Annotated in this window: 23 protein-coding genes; 10 read left to right on the top strand and 13 right to left on the bottom strand. The window is 49.1% G+C overall.

The features are described from left to right. Nucleotides 1-29: 29 nt before the first annotated feature. Entirely contained in the window at nt 30-1,190 is a 1,161-nt protein-coding gene (locus L0665_RS09905; protein WP_274925523.1) for a cofactor-independent phosphoglycerate mutase, read from the bottom strand. A gap of 122 nt (nt 1,191-1,312) precedes the next feature. Continuing rightward, the gene (locus tag L0665_RS09900; RefSeq protein WP_274925522.1) at nt 1,313-2,251 is read right to left on the bottom strand and encodes an NAD-dependent epimerase/dehydratase family protein; all 939 of its coding nucleotides are present in this window, start codon (nt 2,249-2,251) and stop codon (nt 1,313-1,315) included. Between the two features lie 57 nt (nt 2,252-2,308). Here L0665_RS09900 and L0665_RS09895 point away from each other — a divergent pair, with 57 nt between their 5' ends. From L0665_RS09895 to L0665_RS09850, 10 genes are all read left to right on the top strand, one after another. After that, nucleotides 2,309-3,187, top strand: coding sequence for a DUF368 domain-containing protein (locus tag L0665_RS09895; protein ID WP_274925521.1), 879 nt, complete (start codon nt 2,309-2,311; stop codon nt 3,185-3,187). 171 nt (nt 3,188-3,358) lie between these two features. Next, nucleotides 3,359-4,615: a uracil-xanthine permease family protein gene (locus tag L0665_RS09890; protein ID WP_274925520.1), complete on the top strand. Its 1,257-nt coding sequence runs from the start codon at nt 3,359-3,361 to the stop codon at nt 4,613-4,615. A 1-nt stretch (nt 4,616) separates the two neighbouring features. Beyond that, nucleotides 4,617-5,246, top strand: coding sequence for a uracil phosphoribosyltransferase (gene upp, locus L0665_RS09885; RefSeq protein WP_274925519.1), 630 nt, complete (start codon nt 4,617-4,619; stop codon nt 5,244-5,246). 275 nt (nt 5,247-5,521) lie between these two features. Next, nucleotides 5,522-6,586 carry a PAS domain-containing protein gene (locus tag L0665_RS09880; RefSeq protein WP_274925518.1) on the top strand — a complete coding sequence of 355 codons (1,065 nt, stop codon included), beginning with the start codon at nt 5,522-5,524 and terminating at the stop codon, nt 6,584-6,586. Nucleotides 6,587-6,590: 4 nt separating this feature from the next. After that, nucleotides 6,591-7,139, top strand: coding sequence for a DUF7504 family protein (locus L0665_RS09875; protein ID WP_274925517.1), 549 nt, complete (start codon nt 6,591-6,593; stop codon nt 7,137-7,139). Nucleotides 7,140-7,327: 188 nt separating this feature from the next. Next, nucleotides 7,328-8,203, top strand: coding sequence for a methanogenesis marker 12 protein (locus L0665_RS09870; protein ID WP_274925516.1), 876 nt, complete (start codon nt 7,328-7,330; stop codon nt 8,201-8,203). A gap of 426 nt (nt 8,204-8,629) precedes the next feature. After that, complete coding sequence (locus L0665_RS09865; protein WP_274925515.1) at nt 8,630-9,172, top strand: pyruvate ferredoxin oxidoreductase subunit gamma; 543 nt, start codon at nt 8,630-8,632, stop codon at nt 9,170-9,172. A 1-nt stretch (nt 9,173) separates the two neighbouring features. After that, a complete protein-coding gene (locus L0665_RS09860) occupies nt 9,174-9,431 on the top strand; it encodes a 4Fe-4S binding protein (RefSeq protein ID WP_274925514.1) in 258 nt (85 codons plus the stop codon). After that, on the top strand, nt 9,432-10,592 hold the full coding sequence (locus L0665_RS09855; RefSeq protein WP_274925513.1) for a transketolase C-terminal domain-containing protein: 1,161 nt from the start codon (nt 9,432-9,434) through the stop codon (nt 10,590-10,592). After that, complete coding sequence (locus tag L0665_RS09850; RefSeq protein WP_274925512.1) at nt 10,593-11,486, top strand: thiamine pyrophosphate-dependent enzyme; 894 nt, start codon at nt 10,593-10,595, stop codon at nt 11,484-11,486. Nucleotides 11,487-11,552: 66 nt separating this feature from the next. Here L0665_RS09850 and L0665_RS09845 read toward each other — a convergent pair whose 3' ends face one another. The 11 genes from L0665_RS09845 to rpl7ae form a co-directional block, all read right to left on the bottom strand. Further along, nucleotides 11,553-12,998, bottom strand: a complete 1,446-nt coding sequence (locus L0665_RS09845) for a DUF3821 domain-containing protein (protein ID WP_274925511.1) — start codon at nt 12,996-12,998, stop codon at nt 11,553-11,555. Nucleotides 12,999-13,159: 161 nt separating this feature from the next. Continuing rightward, nucleotides 13,160-13,357 (bottom strand): hypothetical protein, encoded by a 198-nt coding sequence (locus tag L0665_RS09840; RefSeq protein WP_274925510.1) that lies wholly within the window; start codon nt 13,355-13,357, stop codon nt 13,160-13,162. A 49-nt stretch (nt 13,358-13,406) separates the two neighbouring features. After that, complete coding sequence (locus L0665_RS09835) at nt 13,407-14,819, bottom strand: DUF3821 domain-containing protein (RefSeq protein ID WP_274925509.1); 1,413 nt, start codon at nt 14,817-14,819, stop codon at nt 13,407-13,409. 74 nt (nt 14,820-14,893) lie between these two features. Beyond that, entirely contained in the window at nt 14,894-15,505 is a 612-nt protein-coding gene (locus tag L0665_RS09830; protein ID WP_274925508.1) for a DUF5803 family protein, read from the bottom strand. Next, nucleotides 15,445-16,647 (bottom strand): threonine synthase, encoded by a 1,203-nt coding sequence (gene thrC, locus L0665_RS09825; RefSeq protein WP_274925507.1) that lies wholly within the window; start codon nt 16,645-16,647, stop codon nt 15,445-15,447. The genes L0665_RS09830 and thrC overlap by 61 nt, the downstream gene beginning before the upstream one ends. 53 nt (nt 16,648-16,700) lie before the next feature. Next, nucleotides 16,701-17,498 (bottom strand): nitrilase-related carbon-nitrogen hydrolase, encoded by a 798-nt coding sequence (locus tag L0665_RS09820; RefSeq protein ID WP_274925506.1) that lies wholly within the window; start codon nt 17,496-17,498, stop codon nt 16,701-16,703. Beyond that, nucleotides 17,491-17,697 carry a hypothetical protein gene (locus L0665_RS09815; RefSeq protein ID WP_274925505.1) on the bottom strand — a complete coding sequence of 69 codons (207 nt, stop codon included), beginning with the start codon at nt 17,695-17,697 and terminating at the stop codon, nt 17,491-17,493. The genes L0665_RS09820 and L0665_RS09815 overlap by 8 nt, the downstream gene beginning before the upstream one ends. A gap of 214 nt (nt 17,698-17,911) precedes the next feature. Then, a complete protein-coding gene (ndk, locus tag L0665_RS09810; RefSeq protein WP_274925504.1) occupies nt 17,912-18,361 on the bottom strand; it encodes a nucleoside-diphosphate kinase in 450 nt (149 codons plus the stop codon). A 5-nt stretch (nt 18,362-18,366) separates the two neighbouring features. Continuing rightward, complete coding sequence (locus L0665_RS09805; protein WP_274925503.1) at nt 18,367-18,558, bottom strand: 50S ribosomal protein L24e; 192 nt, start codon at nt 18,556-18,558, stop codon at nt 18,367-18,369. Nucleotides 18,559-18,563: 5 nt separating this feature from the next. Beyond that, on the bottom strand, nt 18,564-18,770 hold the full coding sequence (locus L0665_RS09800) for a 30S ribosomal protein S28e (protein WP_274925502.1): 207 nt from the start codon (nt 18,768-18,770) through the stop codon (nt 18,564-18,566). A gap of 8 nt (nt 18,771-18,778) precedes the next feature. After that, nucleotides 18,779-19,147: a 50S ribosomal protein L7Ae gene (gene rpl7ae / locus L0665_RS09795; RefSeq protein WP_274925501.1), complete on the bottom strand. Its 369-nt coding sequence runs from the start codon at nt 19,145-19,147 to the stop codon at nt 18,779-18,781. Nucleotides 19,148-19,152 lie beyond the last annotated feature (5 nt).

Here is a 19,152-nt window from a genome sequence, read left to right as displayed (position 1 = left end):
TTTCTTGTTTTAGTGATATTGTTATCAGATTATTCTTTGTTCTTTGTCAGCATCAGAATGAAATCCAGAGCATCCATCAGTCCGAATGAACCCTTTTCTGCCGCAGTTTCTGAGTAAGAGTCCACATCATCAGTACCTTTTCCTATCACCGCAAACGGCACCGGATCACTCGTGTGCGTCTTCAGGGCAAGTGGTGTCGGATGGTCAGGCAGGAGTGCAATGACCCCGTCCACATGATCAAGAATGTAACCCACCGCCTCGTCCAGCCGTTCAATGGCCCGCACCTTCTCCTCTGCGCTTCCAAGATGGCCCGCTTCATCAGGTGCCTCAACATGCATATACACAAGGTCGGCTTTCTCAAGTGCTGCAACCGCGTACCGTGCCTTTGCCATATAATCCGTGTCCAGATACCCGGTTGCACCGGGCACGGTGATGACATCCATCCCTGCACACCGGGCGATGCCGTTCAACAGGTCAACAGCAGATATCATCGCACCACGGACACCATATCGCTCTTCAAAAGACGGAAGCTGTGGTTTTTTCCCACCGGACCATGGCCAGATCTGAGTCGCAGGCACTTTGCCGTCCGCAATGCGCTTTCGGTTCACCGGATGATCGGCAAAGACCTCCCTGCTCACTCGCACGCACTCTTCAAGAAGGGAGGCATCTCCACCTGTCGGCAGGTATCCAACAATTTTTTCATCCACAATATCATGGGGAGGTTTGGTCTCTGCTCCTGCCCCACCGGGCACCACCAGCAGATTGCGGTATGAAACACCGGGATAAACCGACACTCCGGATAGTGCCGCATCAAGGGATGCCAGTAAAGCGGCACCCTCTTCTGACGTGATATGACCCGCCGAGAAATCATGCATCACCCCATCGTTCACCGTCACCAGGTTGCAACGGTAGGCGATGTCATCGGGACCAAGGTCGACCCCCATCGAGACAGCTTCAAGAGCACCTCTCCCGGTATAGTAGAGCGCCGGATCGTATCCCAGAACAGAAAGATTTGCAATATCACTGCCCGGTTCAAACCCGTCTTTTACGGTCTTCAGCATGCCGGACCTCCCAATGCGAGCAATCCGGTCCATATTGGGGATATCTGCGTATGCAAGCGGGGTCATATTGTTCAGCGATTCACATGGCCAGTCAGCCATCCCATCGCCCAGAATAATTAGGTATTTCATCTCAGTATTCCTCGGGTATTTTTTCTATATTCCTCTTGTATCTCTCACGTATCCCATTCAAATTCCCGGGTATTTTACGCAATTTTATGAATATCTGTTTTTCAGGCAAAAAATAACAAAGGTTATGCCATCTCTTTTGAGAGGGCACGTACCGCAGTGCGGACTGACTCAGCGGATGTCACAGGAGGCACCCAACCAAGTGCCTTCACCTTCTCAACTGCGAGCTGCATCTTCGGGACATCGCCAACCCAGCCACGGTCGCCGCCGGTAAACCGGTAGGTGACATCTTCAAGGCCCATCTCCTCTACAATAATGTCTGCAATATCGGTTACACTGATCCAGTCCTCTGATCCGACGTTATAGTAATTGAATGTCTCATCAGAGTGGTCGATGGCATACAGGATTCCCTCGACACACGCGGTAACCTCAAGATAAGATTTGGTCTGTTTCCCATCTCCAAGGATCTCAAGTTCACGTGGATTGTCTCTCAGCTTGTGCATGAAGTCCCAGATAACTCCATGATTGCTCCGTTCACCAATGATGTTTGCGAACCGGAAGACCCAGGCCTTCATGCCGTATGTGGCAGAATAGGCAGAGATCATCGCCTCGTCAGCCAGTTTGGTGGCAGCATAAATGGAGATCGGGATCATCGGGGAATAATTTTCCGGTGTCGGAATGACTGTGGCCTCTCCATACACGGTCGAAGTGGAGGTGAAGACAATTTCCGGCACTTCATAGATTCGCATTGCTTCCAAAACCCGCATCGCAGCCTCGGTATTCTGCCGGTATACCTCATATGCCGCTCCTGCACTTGCCCGCACATCAGGATCTGCTGCAACATGATACACACGCTGTGCACCGGCAAACGCATCCTGCCAGCCATCCTCTAAGAGGTCGTCTGTCAAAAGCAGCAAAGAATCTAATTCGTTGTGGGCAGCAAGATGATCCACGGTACCTGTTGCAAGGTTGTCAATAACAATGACCTCGTCCCCCCGGGCGACCAGTGCATCTGCCAGATGGGATCCGATAAACCCGGCCCCGCCGGTAATAATCGATTTCATAGCTGACGGAGTTTCGTCTGCTATACCATTAAAAACTCTCTTTTCACATAGAATAGTGTGACACCAGACCAAATCAGCCGTGAATATATCCTTATTTTTCTCAAAGGAATGGTGATGGGTGCCTCAGACATCATTCCGGGTGTCTCCGGGGGGACCATGGCACTTATCACCGGCATCTACGAACGACTCATCAATGCCATCGGAAATATCCATATACATACCCTCCAACACCTTATCAGGGGAGATAAAAAAGCGTTTATGGACGGCGTGCGGGCAGTAGACCCCTTTTTTATGGGCTCACTCTTAGCCGGAATCGGTGTGGCAGCACTCATCATGTCTCAGATCATCCTCTTTCTTCTGAACGTATATGCAGTTGAGACCTATGCGCTCTTCTTTGGAATTATTCTCGCATCTTCGGTCCTTGTCTTTTCAGAGATTAAACGCAGGGGTACAGACATCATCGCATTTCTCATCGCGGGCATTGCAGCCGGATTTATCATTGCAGGATTAAACCCTACATCCATGGGCCACTCCCTTCCGGTTCTCTTTTTTACCGGTGCCATCGCCCTCTGCGCCATGATCCTTCCCGGCATCTCAGGTGCGTATATCACACTCCTCTTCAACCAGTATGAATATCTCCTGAATGCAATCCACACCCTCGCACTCCCGGAACTGATCACGTATGGGACAGGCGGGGTCATCGGTCTTTTGCTCTTCTCCCGGACACTACAATATCTCCTTCGCACACATCATGCGGTGCTTCTTGCGTTTCTCACCGGACTGATGCTCGGATCCACACGGATGCTTGTAGGAATCATCACAAAAGAAGGTGGATTTGGATTATCTGCCGTCCTCTTCACCATTGTAGGAATAGCCCTTATCGGGATTATGGAGTATGCAAAACGCCGGATGGCAATATCTGTTAATCCAGAGTGATGGACAACAACCGAAGTGTTCCCCCATCTCTCATCTCACCTATATAATTGATTGAAATGACAGTTCCCCACCAGAACAGGGAGACCTCAAAAGATGAACTATAATATTATTAGCATCTAATTTTTTACGACATCATAGCTCAATGATGATTAATTTTCAGGGATTGAAATAATGGATATTGGAATTGGTGAATTTGGAATCAAGGAGGTCTTTGGCGGCCTCCAGATTATTTTTGTGGCATTCGGCTCATTGGTGCTGGTGCCACTTTTAACCGGGCTTGATCCCGGTGTTGCGCTCTTCACCGCTGGTGTGGGCACACTCATCTTCCAGGTGATTACACGGTTTAAAGTGCCTATATTTTTGGCATCGTCCTTTGCCTTTATACCGGCTATAATATTTGGAATTGCAACATGGGGTATTCCCTCAACGCTCTGTGGTCTTGCCTTTGCAGGTCTTTTTTACGTGCTTCTCAGTTTCTGTGTGCGCTATTTCGGTGTGGAAATCATCACAAAAATATTCCCGCCGATTGTGGTCGGCCCTGTGATAGCTGTCATCGGTCTCTCCCTTGCACCGGTTGCGGTCTCCATGGCAGTTGGTCTCTCAGGTGACACACAGGTAGTCCCCGTAAACACTGCACTCATTATCTCAGGCATCTCGCTTCTGACCACGATGGTCATCTTCCTCTTTGCAAAAGGATGGCTCAAACTCATCCCGATTCTCTGTGGAATTGCCATCGGGTATGTGGTCTCGATTGTTCTCGGGGTGGTCAATTTTGCTCCTATATCCACTGCTGCCTGGGTAGCAACACCAACCTTTGTCTTCCCCGAGTGGAACCTTGCTGCAATCCTCTTCATCATTCCGGTCGCAATTGCACCGGCAATTGAACACTTTGGTGACATTCTCACCATCAGTTCTGTGACCGGCAAAGATTACATCAAAGACCCGGGCATTCACCGCACCCTTCTGGGCGATGGTGTGGCAACCTTCTTCGCATCCATGGTGGGCGGCCCTCCAAACACAACCTACTCTGAAGTAACAGGAGCAGTCAAAATGACCGGTCACTTCAACCCACTCCTGATGACCTTCGGTGCAATCTTTGCGATATGCTTTGCCTTCATAGGGAAAGTCGGTGCATTCCTCAGCACCATCCCCGGCCCTGTTATGGGCGGTGTGCTGATTCTCTTATTTGGGCTGATTGCAAGTCTGGGTATTGAACAGATGGTCAAAAATCAGGTAGACCTCACCGTTCCAAAGAACCTCGCCATCCTTGCAGTAGTACTTGTCTCCGGAATTGGCGGACTCTTTATTCCCATCGGTGACTTCCAGCTTGCAGGAATCGGTCTTGCAGCAATCATCGGTGTAGTGTTAAACCTCATCATCCCGGGACCAAAGAAGGGAGAGGAACCAATTGTCGAGGTGGACTTCTAATATGGCAGTCTATCCGGTTACCCACCCCTTAATTCGTCATAAAGTGACAATGCTCCGGGATCCTAAGACCAACTCAAAGGATTTCCGTGATATTGTAACTGAACTCTCCACATTCCTCGCATATGAGGCGACAAAGGACCTCCCCCTGACAAATATCACCATAAACGGCTGGCAGGGCACTCCAATTGATGTTCAGATAGTAGAAGAGAAGGATCCCTCTATTGTTCCTGTTTTCCGTGCGGGAATCGGGATGCAGGAGGGTTTTTTGAAGGTTATCCCAACAGCACGTATCAGCTACATAGGATATTATCGGGACGAAACCACCCTTCAGCCAAAGAATTACTATGCCAAACTGGCTGAAGATGTACAGGAAAGGCGAAATTATATTCTTGACCCAATGCTTGCAACCGGCGGCACCACGTCTGCTGTCTGCACGCTTCTCCGGGAAGCAGGGGTAAAAGACATAAAGGTACTCTGCATTCTCGCAGCCCCGGAAGGTATACGCCGGGTAGCAGAGGATCACCCGGACGTCGATATTATTCCTGCAGTAATTGACAGCCACCTGAACGAACGGGGCTATATCATCCCCGGCCTCGGTGATGCCGGTGACCGACTCTTTGGCACCAGATAATTATACCAATTTTTTTAATCTCCTTTTTCTGGTCAGGAATATGGGCAAACGTGTTTCTGCGAAATATCTGGAAATTTTCCTCAGTTAAAACCCCATATCCAGAGTGAGGAGAGAATTGACAGGGGTTCAAAACCCAATTTCAGTGGGATAAAAAATACAGGAATATTTTAGATTTTATAAATCCAGGTTATTTTGAGAGAAAATCCCGGAATATTGCTGCCAGATCAGGATATATTTATATAAGGGTGTTGCATTTTTTGCAGTAGGAGAATCTGATGCAAAACGACAATCAATATTCAGATAAAAAGGAAGGAAAATTTCCCATTGAAAATGCATCGATAACTGCAGGATTTTTTGAAACCCTCCTTATGAACGCAAATGTCTGGATAACATTTCTTGACACAAAAGGGTGCATTGGCATCTGGAATACGGCAGGAAAGGAGATTACCGGATATTCTGAGGATGAAGTCAGAGGGGGCAATGAAATCTGGAAAAAACTCTATCCTGACCCCGAATACCGTAAAATTGTGACAAAAAAGATAGAGCGTGCAATGAAAAACCGGCAGAAGCTGGAAAATTTTGAAACCATAATCCTGACAAAATACGAAAATCAAAAAGATATTTCATGGAATACCCGGGAAATTATTGATAAAAACGGTGAAATTCTCGGTTATATTGCAATGGGACGGGATATCACCGAGAAAGTAGTACTGGGGAAAAAATTCAGAACTCTTCTGATGGATGCAAACGTATGGGTTGCATTTCTTGATTCAAACACCCGTATTGAGGTATGGAACAGGGCTGCAGAAACGATCAGCGGTTACACCGCAGATGAAGTAAAGGGCAGCAATGAAGTCTGGAAAAAGCTTTACCCAGACCCGAAATACCGCAAAGATGTAACAGAGAAGATACTCGACATCATATCCGCTAAAAAAGATCTGGAGAATTTCGAGAGTAAAATCACTACAAAAGACGGAATGCAAAAGATCATATCATGGAATACACGGGAGCTTGAAAATGGCAATGGAAAGACTCTTGGGTTCATTATGATTGGAAGTGACATTACAAAAGAGAAGAAACTGCAAACCGACATCATTGATTACATCGGTGAATCTGCGATGAGACTAAAAAATCCTGTCGAAGTGATCAAAAATAATGTGGATGAACTTATCATACGCCTGGAGAACAACGAGTGCTCAACAGAGGATCTAATCCTGCAATTACGGATACAGACTAAAAATGCAGAGCAGATCATTGAAAATCTCTTTGAACTGAACAAAGCGGTAAGTATGGCCTTTGAAGATATGCCTCCCGAACTAAAGAGATATTTATCGGAGTAGGCGGATGGATATATCATATAATGAGAGTGAGGAGGGGACGATATATCTTGTTCTCTCAGAGCCACGGAGCATCAGAAAAAAAAATATTGAGATAATAAAGGAGATTACTGATAAAGGGTTTACGACGATTGTCATAACCACAAACGATCCGTATAATGTGCTTCGAAAAGATTACGTAAAGGGCGGCATAAACCTTGAAAAAGTCCATTTTATCGATGCCATAACAAAATATGCAATCGGGAAAGAATCGGAAGGTGCTGTCAACTGTACATTTGTTAACAATCCCTCAAACCTGACTGACATGGGTATAGCAGTCACTGAGCTTTTGAAAACAATTGATGGAGATAATGTCTGGGTTCTTCTGGATTCAGTTAATAGTATGCTCATATATATCTCATCTGCAAATCTGACAAAATTTTTCCATTTTATTACCAGCAAATTAAAGATACTCGAAATATCAGGAGTATTTCTCGCTGTAGAAAAGGGAATTGAACCATCCATTCTGGCACAGCTTGAGGGCTTTGTGGATGGTGTTGTTGAAAGTGAGGGATGAACATGATGGTATTTCCCCATCTATTATATTCCGGGGAACAAAGTCCGATGTGATAGCTTCCCTATTTTTTTCACATGTCACGACGGGATGTGGGACAGGTGCCATCCCCGGCATCCGGTATATACGCCGTCCCTGCACCAAGTAATAAACGGTATAATACCCCCCGCTGATACTAATACAGATAAAATATGTTTATTGGCATCGACCACGGCACAACAGCACTGCGGTTCGCATCAGATACCGCAGAATTCAGAATACCCCGTGAAAAAGCGACCGAATTCACAACCACTGACCTCGAACGTATCTGTCCCGTTGAAGAGATTGAAGGCATTGCTGTCTGCTACTCGATGGGAGATGCCATTACAGACATAACTGACATCAGGAAGGTCAAAAACCGGGGCATCATCACCCGTGAAGGGGCCGGAAAACACACGGGTGGCGGAACACGCGTTTATGACGAAATTGCAGCATCCGGCATTCCCGCTGTGGTGATACCCGGCATCCACAGAGGATCCCCGACTGACCCACGGTTCAAGGCATACTCGCATCAGACCAGCCCGGAAAAACTTGGCATCGCCTACGAAGTGATGCAGACACTGGGCGAAACCTTCATTGTATCAGACGCAGGTTCCAACACGGTGAGCCTGCTTATTACGGACGGGACCATCACCGGTGCCTTCGATGCCTGTGTCTTTGCGCCGGGCACCACCCACGGTGCCCTCGATGTGGATGCAATACGCCGGATTGACCGGAGAGAAGAGACAGCAAACGAGGCATTCCTCCACGCAGGCGTCCGCCATACCATCCCTGAGGATCTACAGGAAGCAACCCTCGCCCTCTGGACAGCAATGGAGATTGCATCCCTGCGTCTGCTTGCCCCGGATGCACCGGTAGCCATTGCCGGATCACAGGCACCCGGCATTGCAGCGGAAGTATCACGCCTCATCAAAACGCCGGTTGTAGTCTATGATGACTGGGTCGCGGCGAGAGGGTGTGCACGGATTGCACGGGATGTATTTGTTGGCGGAGTGACGTCGGTGTTGGGACTTGGGATTGACAGGTAAACATAGATAGAATCTCCCCGATGATATCTCATCCATGTCCACAGCACCAGAGGCAAACATCATCTTTACCCATGATATGATGAATGAACTTTCTGTGTCGACATATATCACCACACTTTTTCTTCACAGACTTAAAGACCAAGCATTCATAAACCACACTGATCCCCTGCAGATGGCCGGCATTCTGTCACCCCAATCCAAAAATACAGCACATTCATGGCCACTACTGAAAACAACAAGACAGCAACACAACATCAAAAACACACCCACGACCCCACACTTTTTCGCGTGTTTCCTCTCGTTATTCCACCTATTTCGACAAATAAAGAAGAATTACTATTCAATTCCCACTGATCGAAGGTATCAGGTGTACATCCTGCCAAAAATTCTTATCTATTAATCATGTAAGATTATATGGGGATATTTTTGAGAGAACTACGCATTCATGGAAGAGGAGGGCAGGGGTCTGTAACCGCAGCAGAGCTCATTGCAACCGCTGCCTTCAAGAGCGGCGTCTTTTCACAGGCGTTTCCCGCATTTGGTGTCGAACGGCGTGGAGCACCTGTGCAGGCATTCGTCCGCTTCAGTGACGAAAAAGTCCGTCTCCGCAGCCAGATATACGAACCAGACTATATCATCGTGCAGGATAGTTCGCTCATCACTGATGTCGATGTATTTAGTGGACTAAAAGAAGGCGGCATTGCGCTTGTCAATACCGAGAAAGACACGGTCGATGGTGTGCCTGAGGGTGTGAAACTCATCGCAATCGATGCCACATCCCTTGCGCTTGAGATCCTCGGACTGCCGATAACAAACACCACCCTCATGGGTGCATTTGCCGCGGCCACTGGTGAAATCGGGCTGGAAGCACTGGAAGAAGCACTTTCCGAACGCTTCTCCGGCTCCCTTGCTGAGAAAAATATCGCAGCAGCACGCCGCGCATATGAACTCGTGAAGGAGGGACAGTAACATGGCACTTCGTATCGGATGCGCTGCCGCACCAGGCAGGGCACGGGACAACAAAACCGGATCATGGCGTGTCTACATGCCAGTCGTGGACATGGAAAAATGCATTCTCTGCGGCAACTGCATCCTCATCTGCCCGGAGACAGCAGTCAGTCAGAAAGACGATGAAATCCTCTTTGACCTTGACTTCTGCAAGGGTTGTGGCGTCTGCGCCAGAGAATGTCCGGGAGAAGCGATTACCATGATTCAGGAGGAAAAATAGATGTTGCAGATAATGGAAGGATCTCACGCCGTTGCAGAAGCAGCAAAACTCTGCCGGCCCGAGGTTGTCTCCGCATACCCAATCACCCCACAGACTCATATCGTTGAACGTCTGGCAGATTTTGTCGCTGACGGCGAACTGGACGCAGAATATATCTGTGTGGAGTCAGAACTCTCCGCACTCTCCGTCTGCCTCGGATCATCCGCCGCAGGCTCCCGTGTCTACTCAGCCACTTCATCACAGGGCCTTATGCTGATGGCAGAAGTTGTCTTCAATGTGGCAGGCATGCGCCAGCCGATCATTATGTCAATTGCAAACCGTGCACTCGGCGCTCCGCTCTCCATCTGGAACGACCAGCAGGACTCCATCTCCCTCAGGGATGCAGGATGGTTCCAGCTCTATGGCGAAGATGTTCAGGAGATGACGGATCAGCACTTCATCGCATACAAGGCAGCAGAACAGCACGATGTCCTCTTACCAGGATTCGTATGCTTTGACGGGTTCATCCTCTCACACACATATGAACCGGTGGACATACCAACGCAGGAAGAAATAGATGCATTCCTTCCACCCTATGTCCCCTACAACAAACTCGATGCAAAAGCACCCATCTCGATGGGAATGTATGCCACACCTGACTACTACATGGAGTTCAGGTACGAGACAGACCAGGCCCTGCAGCGTGCTGGTGACGCCATCAGTGCGGCAGGCAAGGAGTTCGGCGAAATGTTCGGACGCGACTACTCCGGTCACACCGAGAGTTACCGCATGGATGATGCAGATGTCGCATTCGTTGCGCTCGGCTCCATATGCGGCACCGTAAAAGATGCCATCGACGAGATGCGTGCAGACGGTATCAAAGCAGGCCTCGTCAAAATACGGACCTTCCGTCCGTTCCCGTCAAAAGAGCTTGCAAAGGCACTCGCAGGGGTCTCAAAAGTCGCAGTACTCGAGAAAAACATCTCCCTCGGCTCTACCATGAAAGGCGCAGTTGGTCCTGAAGTCAAAGACGCAGTCACCGGCACGGCGATTGACGTATACAGCTATGTCATCGGTCTCGGTGGCAGGGATATCCGCAAAAAGGACATCCGTGGCATTGCAAATCTTGCTGAGAAGGGCGTTGGGAATATGTTCTATGGCCTGAGAACGGAGGTGCTTTAAATGGTTGACAAATCACTGGAACTCTTTGACTGTGGACACCGTGCCTGCGGTGGATGCGGCCCTGCAATGCTTGCACGGCTCATGCTGAAAGGGACAGGCGATGACGTCATTGTGGTCGCATCAACCGGATGCATGGAGGTTTTCTCCACACCATACCCCGAGACAGCATGGAAGGTCCCCTGGATTCATTCACTCTTCGAGAACGCAGCAGCAGTTGCATCCGGTGTTGAGGCTTCCCTAAAGCACAACAACCGGACAGAGAAGGTTGTCTGTATCTGTGGAGACGGCGCCACCTTTGATATCGGAATGCTCTGCATCTCCGGCGCCTTTGAGCGCGGCCACGACATCACCTACATCTGCTACGACAATGAGGCGTACATGAACACCGGTATCCAGCGGTCCGGTGCCACTCCGTATGATGCGAGCACCACGACATCGCCTCCGGGCAAAATGTCAATGGGCAATTCCCTCCCGAAAAAAGATCTCCCCCAGATTCTCAACGCCCACGGAGCATCCTATGTCGCAACAGCATCGGTTGCATACCCGATGGACGTCATGAAGAAGGTCGAAAAAGCTGTCAACACCCCGGGTGCATGCTATCTCCAGGTGCACACCCCGTGCAGCACAGGATGGGGCTTTGATGGTGCAAAGACAATTGAAATAGGCAAACAGGCTATTGAATGCGGTCTCTGGGTCAACTATGAGATGGAAAACGGTGAATTTGTCAAAGCAAAGAAAGTCCGCCGTGTACCGGTTGATGGCTATCTGAAAGCCCAGAAGCGGTTCCGCCATCTCTTCAGACCAAAACCAGTCACAGAAGAAATCGCTAAGATTCAGGCAATCGCCGATGCAAACGCTGCAAAATACGGCATTGATATAGAATTGAACGAATAATTCCACTACCAGTGGAGAATTATACTTTTTTTACATCCTTCAAAAAATAAAAACAGGAAAATAGTGTTATCTCTTCTTCAGAAGAGCACACGCTGCAAGCCCTGCCACAATCCCCAGGACCCCGACAGGCGATTGCATAGGAGTTGGAAACACCACCGGTTCCGCAGGTGGTGCAGTAGTCTCCGGCAGGAAGGAAGGCTCTGAGACAGGTACCATAGATTCCGTAGGATACGTCACCATAAAGAACCCGGTCTTTGTAATATCTGCCTTCAGATATCCATCATCATTACCCGTTTCTGCATCAACAACATGCCATTTGCCAACCCTCACATCCCACCAGTACAGATTATAGAATACCGAATTATCACCAATTAATATTCCCAGTTCTACAGACGGGGAGAACGATGATTGCTCTGGACTGATATTATATGTGAAAAGCGGAGTCTGCCCATCAGGGAAAGCCCCGATATTCTGAGGATCATTTACCATGATGAGAGAGAGGGATTTAAGTGCCTGCGCCTTCACATTTAAGGCCCGGATCCCTTTCTTAAGAGAAACATATGCCACCCCACCCTGGTCTTTCAAAAGAGTGTCCACCTGCAGAATGCCACCACTGGTTACGTAAAGAGTGACTGTCCCGGTGCCGTTCACCTGAGTGAGAAGTGCAGGTGGGGGCGTTGTCTCATCAGAAGTCCTTCTCTGATAGGAAGTTGTAGGGTATGTAGGGTCTGTAGAGCCTGCAGCAATCAGGGAAAAGGTATCGCCCAAAATCTTCCCCATTGTATTCTTTATCCCGTTCACATCGGCATAGGCATAGTAGGTATATTCACCCGGCTGATACTCTGAATTACCAGTATCCCAGACACAGGTGGCAGCAGATTTAACCGGCACATAGGTAATGGAGGTTCGCGGATGCAGGCCGGTTATCGCAACAGAATGCCGCAAGGGTGCATCATCATAGAGAGTAGAATAGGTAACCCCCCCAGGCCCTTCTACATAGATATCAATACCCGGGTGTTCGGTGCCGCCAATCCGGTCGAATATCGGATACATATTTGTTTCCAGCCGGAACCCAAGTTTCACACCCTTTACCGTCTCATAATTAGTAGCATCCTTGCCCGCCGGAGATGTATATACCCAGAGTTTTACCTTTGCTTCCGGCTTTTTCACTACAAATGCCAGACGAGGGGTTGCTTCTTTCACCCCGTTTGGATAGGAATACCAGGCACCGACATAACTGCCAAACAAAGCAGGTGTCACATCAAACGATAACGGATTCACCGTTACGGTCGTTCCCGGATCACTCATACCAGTAACTAATGCCCCCGATGGATACCATGCCACCTGGGTATCGTTGGCTGCAAGCACACCCTCCTGCAGGACGAGTCCCTCTTCACCAACAAAAACCGTTGACCCCGGTGTGATGCCAACATATGGACACGCGCTGACTGGCACCATACAGATACCAACAAGACTAATTAAAAACGCAAAAATAATCAATTTTGATCTCATTCATTTCACCCCATACACGTGTCCTCTATTACCTGCCTCATATAAGATAGTGTCGCCATCCAACTGGTGCTTCACTCTTTTTTCCTATTGGCGATCATGAACAGAATAAAGATCATCACAACGGGGCCTATCAGGCAATTTCCAGAGAGAATCAGTGATTGTTACAGGAAAAACTCTTTAATTCCGAATCTGCGCGCACAGGCATCTTCCCGGATAATTGTTGTACCATTGCCGGACTCATTGACACCACCTTCGGTGCTTAAACACTGACCATAACCATGGGCTATGACACCCCATCTGATGTGATCACGAAAAAATCCCGATATGGAGAGATAAATAATTCCACTGTCAGGAAGCATTCGCCACCTTTTCTAAATTCAGTAAAAAAAATAGGAAATACGAATTGTGTTATCTCTTTTTCAGAAGAGCACATGCCGCACAACCTGCCATGACTACCAGTATTCCAACCGGTGACTGTGTAGGTGTGGGAGAAGCCGTTGGAACTGTAGTTGCAGTAGGTTCCGGGAGGATGGTAGGCTCAGCAGTTGATTCAGTGACTGATCCTGCTGGATACGTCATCATATAATACCCGCTCTTTGTGAGATCCCCCTTCAGATAACCGTCGTCATTGTCTGTTTCTGCATCAACAGCAGACCATTTGCCCATCAGTTCATTCCACCAGTAGAGGTTGTGAGAGAGCGAATCGTCACTGATGAGAATCCCCAGTTCTGCAGAAGGTGAGAACGATGAATCCTCCGGGCTGATACGATATATGGAAAGCGGAGTCTGCCCATCCGGGAGCGGCACAAGAGTCATGGAGTCCCCCATCGCCACCATGATAATGGAGAGGGATTTGAGTGCCTGCGCCTTCTCGTTGAAGGCTTGTGTCCCCTTATCAAGGGAGACATATGCCATATTCTCCTCATCATGCAGAAGAGTGTCTGTCTGCACAATACCACCGGTGGTGGTGTCAAGGGTGACCGTCCCGGTGCCGACAATCAGATTGGGAACTTCCGGCGTGGGTGTTGCCCCGGCGGAATCCGTTGCCGTCGCAAGCAGGGTGAACCTATCACCCGAAATTTTTCCAACTGCATCTTTTAGGCCGTTCACATCAGCATAGGCATAAAAGATATAATTCCCTGCCCCGTATTCAGAATTGCCGGTGTCCCAGACACAGGTGGCACCAGATTCAACCGGTACGTAAGCATACGAAGTCTGTGGATGCTGACCGGCAATCGGGACAGAATGTGGCACGGCTGCATCATCATAGAGTGCTGAATAGGTGGACCCGCCGGGGGCCTCCACATAAATATCAATGCCGGGTTCGCCAGCGCTGACACCGGGCCGGTTGAAAATTGCAAACATATTTGTTTCCATCCGGAACCCAAGTTTCACACCCTTTATTGTTTTATAACCGGTACCATACTCGCCACCTTCAGATGTATATACCCATAGCTTTACCATCGCCTCCGGCTGATTCACCAGAAATGCAAGATGTGGAGTTGTTTCTGCCACCCCATTAGGATAGGAATACCAGGCACCGGTACGACCTTTAAACTGAACAGGCGTTACATCAAACGACGATGGACTCACTGTAATGGTGATCTCCGGAACACTTGTACCGGAAACTGTTGTCCCCGACGGATACCATGCCACCTGGGTATCATTTGCGGCAAGCACACCTGACTGCAGGACAAGTCCCTCTTCACCAACAAAAACCGTTGACCCCTGCACGACATCAGCAACAGATGCACAGGCCGGCATCGCACAGATCCCAACAAGGCCAATAAGACACGCTAAAATAATCAGTTGTATTCGCAATCAATTCACCTCTTATATACTGGCAGATATTATCTGCCAGATATAAGATGGTGCCGTCACGCTCCCCTGAGTTTTTACTCTTTTTTCCGGCGGACAATCATATATGGAACCAGAAATATCACCACAATGCCAATCCAGAATGTCCCGAAGATTATGAGCGCCTGTTCCTGAAAGGCATCATAATACCGAACCTGCGCGCTCCGGGCGTCCTCCCAGAGAATTGTTGTGCCATTACCGGACACATTGGCAACACCTCCGGAGCTCACATAGCCTAACAGAGGATTTGATACCGCATACTGTTCCGGCAGTGAGACAGAAATATTCGAGGTGTCAGCCAGAAGCACCGTAATTTCATTCGAATTCAGGGGTGCAGAATAGCATATTGTGTAATTGCCTTCCGTAAACCGTATGGTACTGGAGCCCTCTTCGGTGAAATTTACCGGACCTGCTTCATTGAAGACAGATACATCCGATACCGTAACCGGTACCGGTTCCCCCAAAAGCCCGGGCTCAGTGAAGGCATATTTCTCTGTCTGCAACACCTCAATCTCTGCGGAATATGCAGTGCCGTTCTCTGCAACCGTATACACGGCTGAGAGAGCAGACACACCACTCACACAGAAAATCAGCGCAAGACAGATAAGAGCGACTGAATATCTGCATCTATTTCTATCGGCGGGTCGCATTGGCGGATCACCGTCTCCGGGTCTTTTAAGAGGTGCCCGGTCACCACACACACAATCCGCTCGTCAGGGTCGATGCGCCCTTCTTCCATCAGTTTTTTGATACCTGCAACCGATGCCGCAGAAGCAGGTTCAACACCGATACCCTCCTTGCGGGCCAGGTCACGCTGCATCGCGAGGATCTCTTCATCGGTGACAGACGCGGCTGTACCACCTGTTTCACGGATGGCACGCAATGCCTTCTCTGCATTGACCGGTGCCCCGATACGAATGGCCGTTGCCACTGTCTCCGGTGTTTTGAACGGAATTACTTCCGGCAGATTGCCCATTATTGCCTCTACAAGTGGCTGTGAACCTGCTGCCTGGATGCCGGTCATCATCGGCATCCGGTCAATAAACCCAAGTTCGATAAATTCTCCGAGACCTTTATGGACAGCGGAGATATTGCCTGCATTACCGACCGGAAGGACAATCCGGTCCGGCACATCCCCAAGCTGATCCACTATTTCAAACCCAATGGTCTTCTGCCCTTCCAGCCGGTAGGGATTGACCGAGTTCAAAAGATAGAGGCCTTCGGAAATGCAGAGGTCATGGACCATCTCAAGGGCACGGTCAAAGTTGTCACGGATGGCAATGACCTTCGCGCCGTGCATCAGTGCCTGTGCCACCTTGCCAAGTGCCACATTTCCCGCAGGGAGAAGTACAATGGCAGGGATTCCCGCTTTCGCTGCATAGACAGCAAGAGAGGCCGATGTATTGCCGGTTGACGCACAGGCAACAGTCTTCATCCCAAGCTGCATCGCCATAGAGACACCGACAGTCATCCCGCGGTCCTTGAATGATCCGGAGGGATTCATTCCCTCATGCTTTGCATACAGGTGTTTCAGGCCGAGTTCCTCACCGAGTCTCTTCATATGGTAGAGAGGGGTGCCCCCTTCCTGCAGGGAGACTGGTTCTCCTGTTACGGGTAAGAGTTCCCGGTAGCGCCAGAGTTTCAGAGGGCGGCGATTCCACTCAGCACGTGAAATATTCAGTCCATCGAGGTCGTATTTTACCGCAAGCAGATGACCACATTCACGGCAGTGATAGATGATTTCATCTGGTGAATATTCAGTACCACAGCCTACGCAGACAAGACGATACATGCTGTATAGGTTGGTGCCCGGAACAGGTATAGATACTCCTCTTCCCATACGCTTCAAAGAGAAGAATACAGGTCGTCCCGGCGATCTGAACGCACCGGAAATGCAGCACGCGCTTCCCGGACAGTGGCAATCACAATATCTGCAAAGACAAGAACAGTCCCTGAAGTCTCTGCCTGCACAACAGTCTCTCCCCACGGGTCAACAACGGCAGTACCACCACAGTATGCCCCATCCGAAACTCCTTTTGCAGGGTTAATTCCCACCACATACATCTGGTTTTCAAGGGCACGGGCATGTAAAAACAGATTCCAGTGTTTCAGCCGGGCGCAGGGCCAGGCGGCAGGCACTATCACCGCATCGCAACCCCTCCGTGCATAGGCACCAAAGAGGTCAGCAAACCGCAGGTCATAGCAGATGGCAATACCAAATCTGATTCCACCGAGCGTGAATATACTGAGCCTTTCCCCCGACAAAAATGATTTGTCTTCCCCGCCTGGCGAAAAAAGATGAATCTTGGCATACTCTGCAATGAGTGCACCATCCGGTGCAAAGACGGCAGCAACATTCTGTGGCATGGATTCTGTTTCTTTGCGATAGGAACCCATCACATGAATCCCCGCCTCTTCTGCAACGGCAGACCACCCACGGCAGATGGCACCCGCCCCGTCATCAGTATATCCGGTTCCCTGTGGATCCCACCCGGTTGGATACTGTTCGGGAAATGAAATAAGAGAGGCCCCCTGCTTCTTTGCCTCCAAAGCAAAATCTACTGCGCGTGCAAGATTAATTTCAGGAACATCAGGGGCACTTTCTACCTGCACACAGCAGATACGAACGGTTCCCTCATTCATCCAGATTCCCGGATGTTGCCCCAACAGCACTCTTATTCACAATATATACCCCGACAATAATGAGTGCAGCACAGATGAGCAGGATTACCCCCCCAAATGGCACAGAATACCCCATTATCTCCGCTGCGATCAGCGTGCCTGCAAGAACAATGGATCCGCCGACAAGAATCATTCCCCCCTGTTGTAATAATTCAGACATGACCGTAACACACCCTCAGATTATCTGCACTAAATTTATTTCATGCCTTCATTTAGTTTTTTGTTTCATGCCTCACGAATGGAGAACAAGCCTACGGCTATCAGAGGGGAGAAATGAAATATCATATACTGTCTCTGTGGCCGACAGCACTCCAAAAACACCAGAAATTCTGTCCCTCTGGTGTAATTAAAAAAAACGATAATTGCCTGCACGCTTATTCGTACAGGAATGTTTCGTCAATTCGTTTGTATGAAATAAGTTCTTCCGGAGCAAAATGAATTGCAATCTCGCGTGCTGCTGTCTCATCAGAGTCAGAGCCGTGAATGACATTCATTCCAATCTCCATTGCACAGTCACCACGGATAGTGCCGGGTGCTGCTTCTGCAGGGTTCGTTGCCCCGATCATCTGCCGGGTGATGGCAACGATATTTTTGCCTTCCCATACCATGAGGAAACAAGGTCCACTCGTGATATATGCTTTCAGACCTGCGAAGAACGGTTTTTCTGTGTGCTCGGCATAGTGCTCCATCACACGGTCTTCCGGAAGAGTCTCAAACTTTCCGGCGACCATCTTCAGGCCTTTCTTCTCAAACCGGGCAATAATCTCACCGACAAGGCCACGCTGGACACCATCGGGCTTGATCATTAAAAAAGTGCGATCCATAAGGATTAATCCTTACCGAGCGCTTTGCGGCCTGCTTTTGTCCAGACAACACGCCGGGGGACACGCCCGAGACGATAGTTGTTCTGGCATTTTTGACCACAGAAGTAATAGATGGATCCGTCTTTACGGACATACATCTTTCCGGTACCAGGTTCCAGCGGCTCACCGCAGAACATACAGATATGATGCTCAACCATTCACTTCACCTTCTTGATAATTTCTTTGCCTCACGCTCAGTCTCAATGAGCATGAGAACATCGCCCTCACGGATAGGACCAACCGTGTTCCGGGTGACGATACGTCCTTTATTGTTTCCTTCCAGGACACGGCACTTTACCTGCATGGCTTCCCCATGCATACCGGTACTACCGATGACCTCAAGGACTTCTGCCGGCGTTGCGTCTGCCATAGGTCAATTCACCCTCTCAGTTCTGAGATCTGTCCTAAGACCTCAACAAGAAGATCCTTTGATTTTCCTGCTTTGACAATTGCTGCTGCTGCGGAACCGACATCCAGTCCGCTTGCTGCGCCAACATCATTCTGCTTATTGATGATAATATATGGAATCTGCTTTTCGTCGCAGAGGGCAGGAAGGTGCATCACAATCTCTTCCGGCTCAACGTCGCCGCCAATAAGCACGAGTTCTGCGTTTCCGCGCTCGACTGCCTTTGTTGCTTCGTTTGATCCTTTCTTAATTTTACCTGTGTCCCGGGAAACCTCAAGAACTTCAAGAGCTTTGTTCTGGATTTCGTCAGGAACTTCAAATGTTGCGTATATTTTTGACATAACTC

Source organism: Methanogenium marinum (assembly GCF_028912405.1).
Taxonomy (GTDB): domain Archaea; phylum Halobacteriota; class Methanomicrobia; order Methanomicrobiales; family Methanomicrobiaceae; genus Methanogenium; species Methanogenium marinum.
The sequence above is the reverse complement of the archived record's forward strand: the minus strand, read 5'-3'. Positions and strand labels throughout refer to the sequence as shown.

Excerpts from the sequence above, each read along its gene's own strand:
- L0665_RS09880 (WP_274925518.1), top strand. The coding sequence starts at position 5,522 with ATGCAAAACGACAATCAATATTCAGATAAAAAGGAAGGAAAATTTCCC.
- L0665_RS09850 (WP_274925512.1), top strand. The coding sequence starts at position 10,593 with ATGGTTGACAAATCACTGGAACTCTTTGACTGTGGACACCGTGCCTGC.
- L0665_RS09870 (WP_274925516.1), top strand. The coding sequence starts at position 7,328 with ATGTTTATTGGCATCGACCACGGCACAACAGCACTGCGGTTCGCATCA.
- L0665_RS09820 (WP_274925506.1), bottom strand. The coding sequence starts at position 17,498 with ATGAATGAGGGAACCGTTCGTATCTGCTGTGTGCAGGTAGAAAGTGCC.
- L0665_RS09840 (WP_274925510.1), bottom strand. The coding sequence starts at position 13,357 with ATGCTTCCTGACAGTGGAATTATTTATCTCTCCATATCGGGATTTTTT.
- L0665_RS09905 (WP_274925523.1), bottom strand. The coding sequence starts at position 1,190 with ATGAAATACCTAATTATTCTGGGCGATGGGATGGCTGACTGGCCATGT.
- L0665_RS09805 (WP_274925503.1), bottom strand. The coding sequence starts at position 18,558 with ATGGTTGAGCATCATATCTGTATGTTCTGCGGTGAGCCGCTGGAACCT.
- thrC (WP_274925507.1), bottom strand. The coding sequence starts at position 16,647 with ATGTATCGTCTTGTCTGCGTAGGCTGTGGTACTGAATATTCACCAGAT.
- ndk (WP_274925504.1), bottom strand. The coding sequence starts at position 18,361 with ATGGATCGCACTTTTTTAATGATCAAGCCCGATGGTGTCCAGCGTGGC.
- L0665_RS09900 (WP_274925522.1), bottom strand. The coding sequence starts at position 2,251 with ATGAAATCGATTATTACCGGCGGGGCCGGGTTTATCGGATCCCATCTG.
- L0665_RS09875 (WP_274925517.1), top strand. The coding sequence starts at position 6,591 with ATGGATATATCATATAATGAGAGTGAGGAGGGGACGATATATCTTGTT.
- L0665_RS09890 (WP_274925520.1), top strand. The coding sequence starts at position 3,359 with ATGGATATTGGAATTGGTGAATTTGGAATCAAGGAGGTCTTTGGCGGC.
- rpl7ae (WP_274925501.1), bottom strand. The coding sequence starts at position 19,147 with ATGTCAAAAATATACGCAACATTTGAAGTTCCTGACGAAATCCAGAAC.
- L0665_RS09845 (WP_274925511.1), bottom strand. The coding sequence starts at position 12,998 with ATGAGATCAAAATTGATTATTTTTGCGTTTTTAATTAGTCTTGTTGGT.
- L0665_RS09800 (WP_274925502.1), bottom strand. The coding sequence starts at position 18,770 with ATGGCAGACGCAACGCCGGCAGAAGTCCTTGAGGTCATCGGTAGTACC.
- L0665_RS09830 (WP_274925508.1), bottom strand. The coding sequence starts at position 15,505 with ATGCGACCCGCCGATAGAAATAGATGCAGATATTCAGTCGCTCTTATC.
- L0665_RS09860 (WP_274925514.1), top strand. The coding sequence starts at position 9,174 with ATGGCACTTCGTATCGGATGCGCTGCCGCACCAGGCAGGGCACGGGAC.
- upp (WP_274925519.1), top strand. The coding sequence starts at position 4,617 with ATGGCAGTCTATCCGGTTACCCACCCCTTAATTCGTCATAAAGTGACA.
- L0665_RS09815 (WP_274925505.1), bottom strand. The coding sequence starts at position 17,697 with ATGTCTGAATTATTACAACAGGGGGGAATGATTCTTGTCGGCGGATCC.
- L0665_RS09855 (WP_274925513.1), top strand. The coding sequence starts at position 9,432 with ATGTTGCAGATAATGGAAGGATCTCACGCCGTTGCAGAAGCAGCAAAA.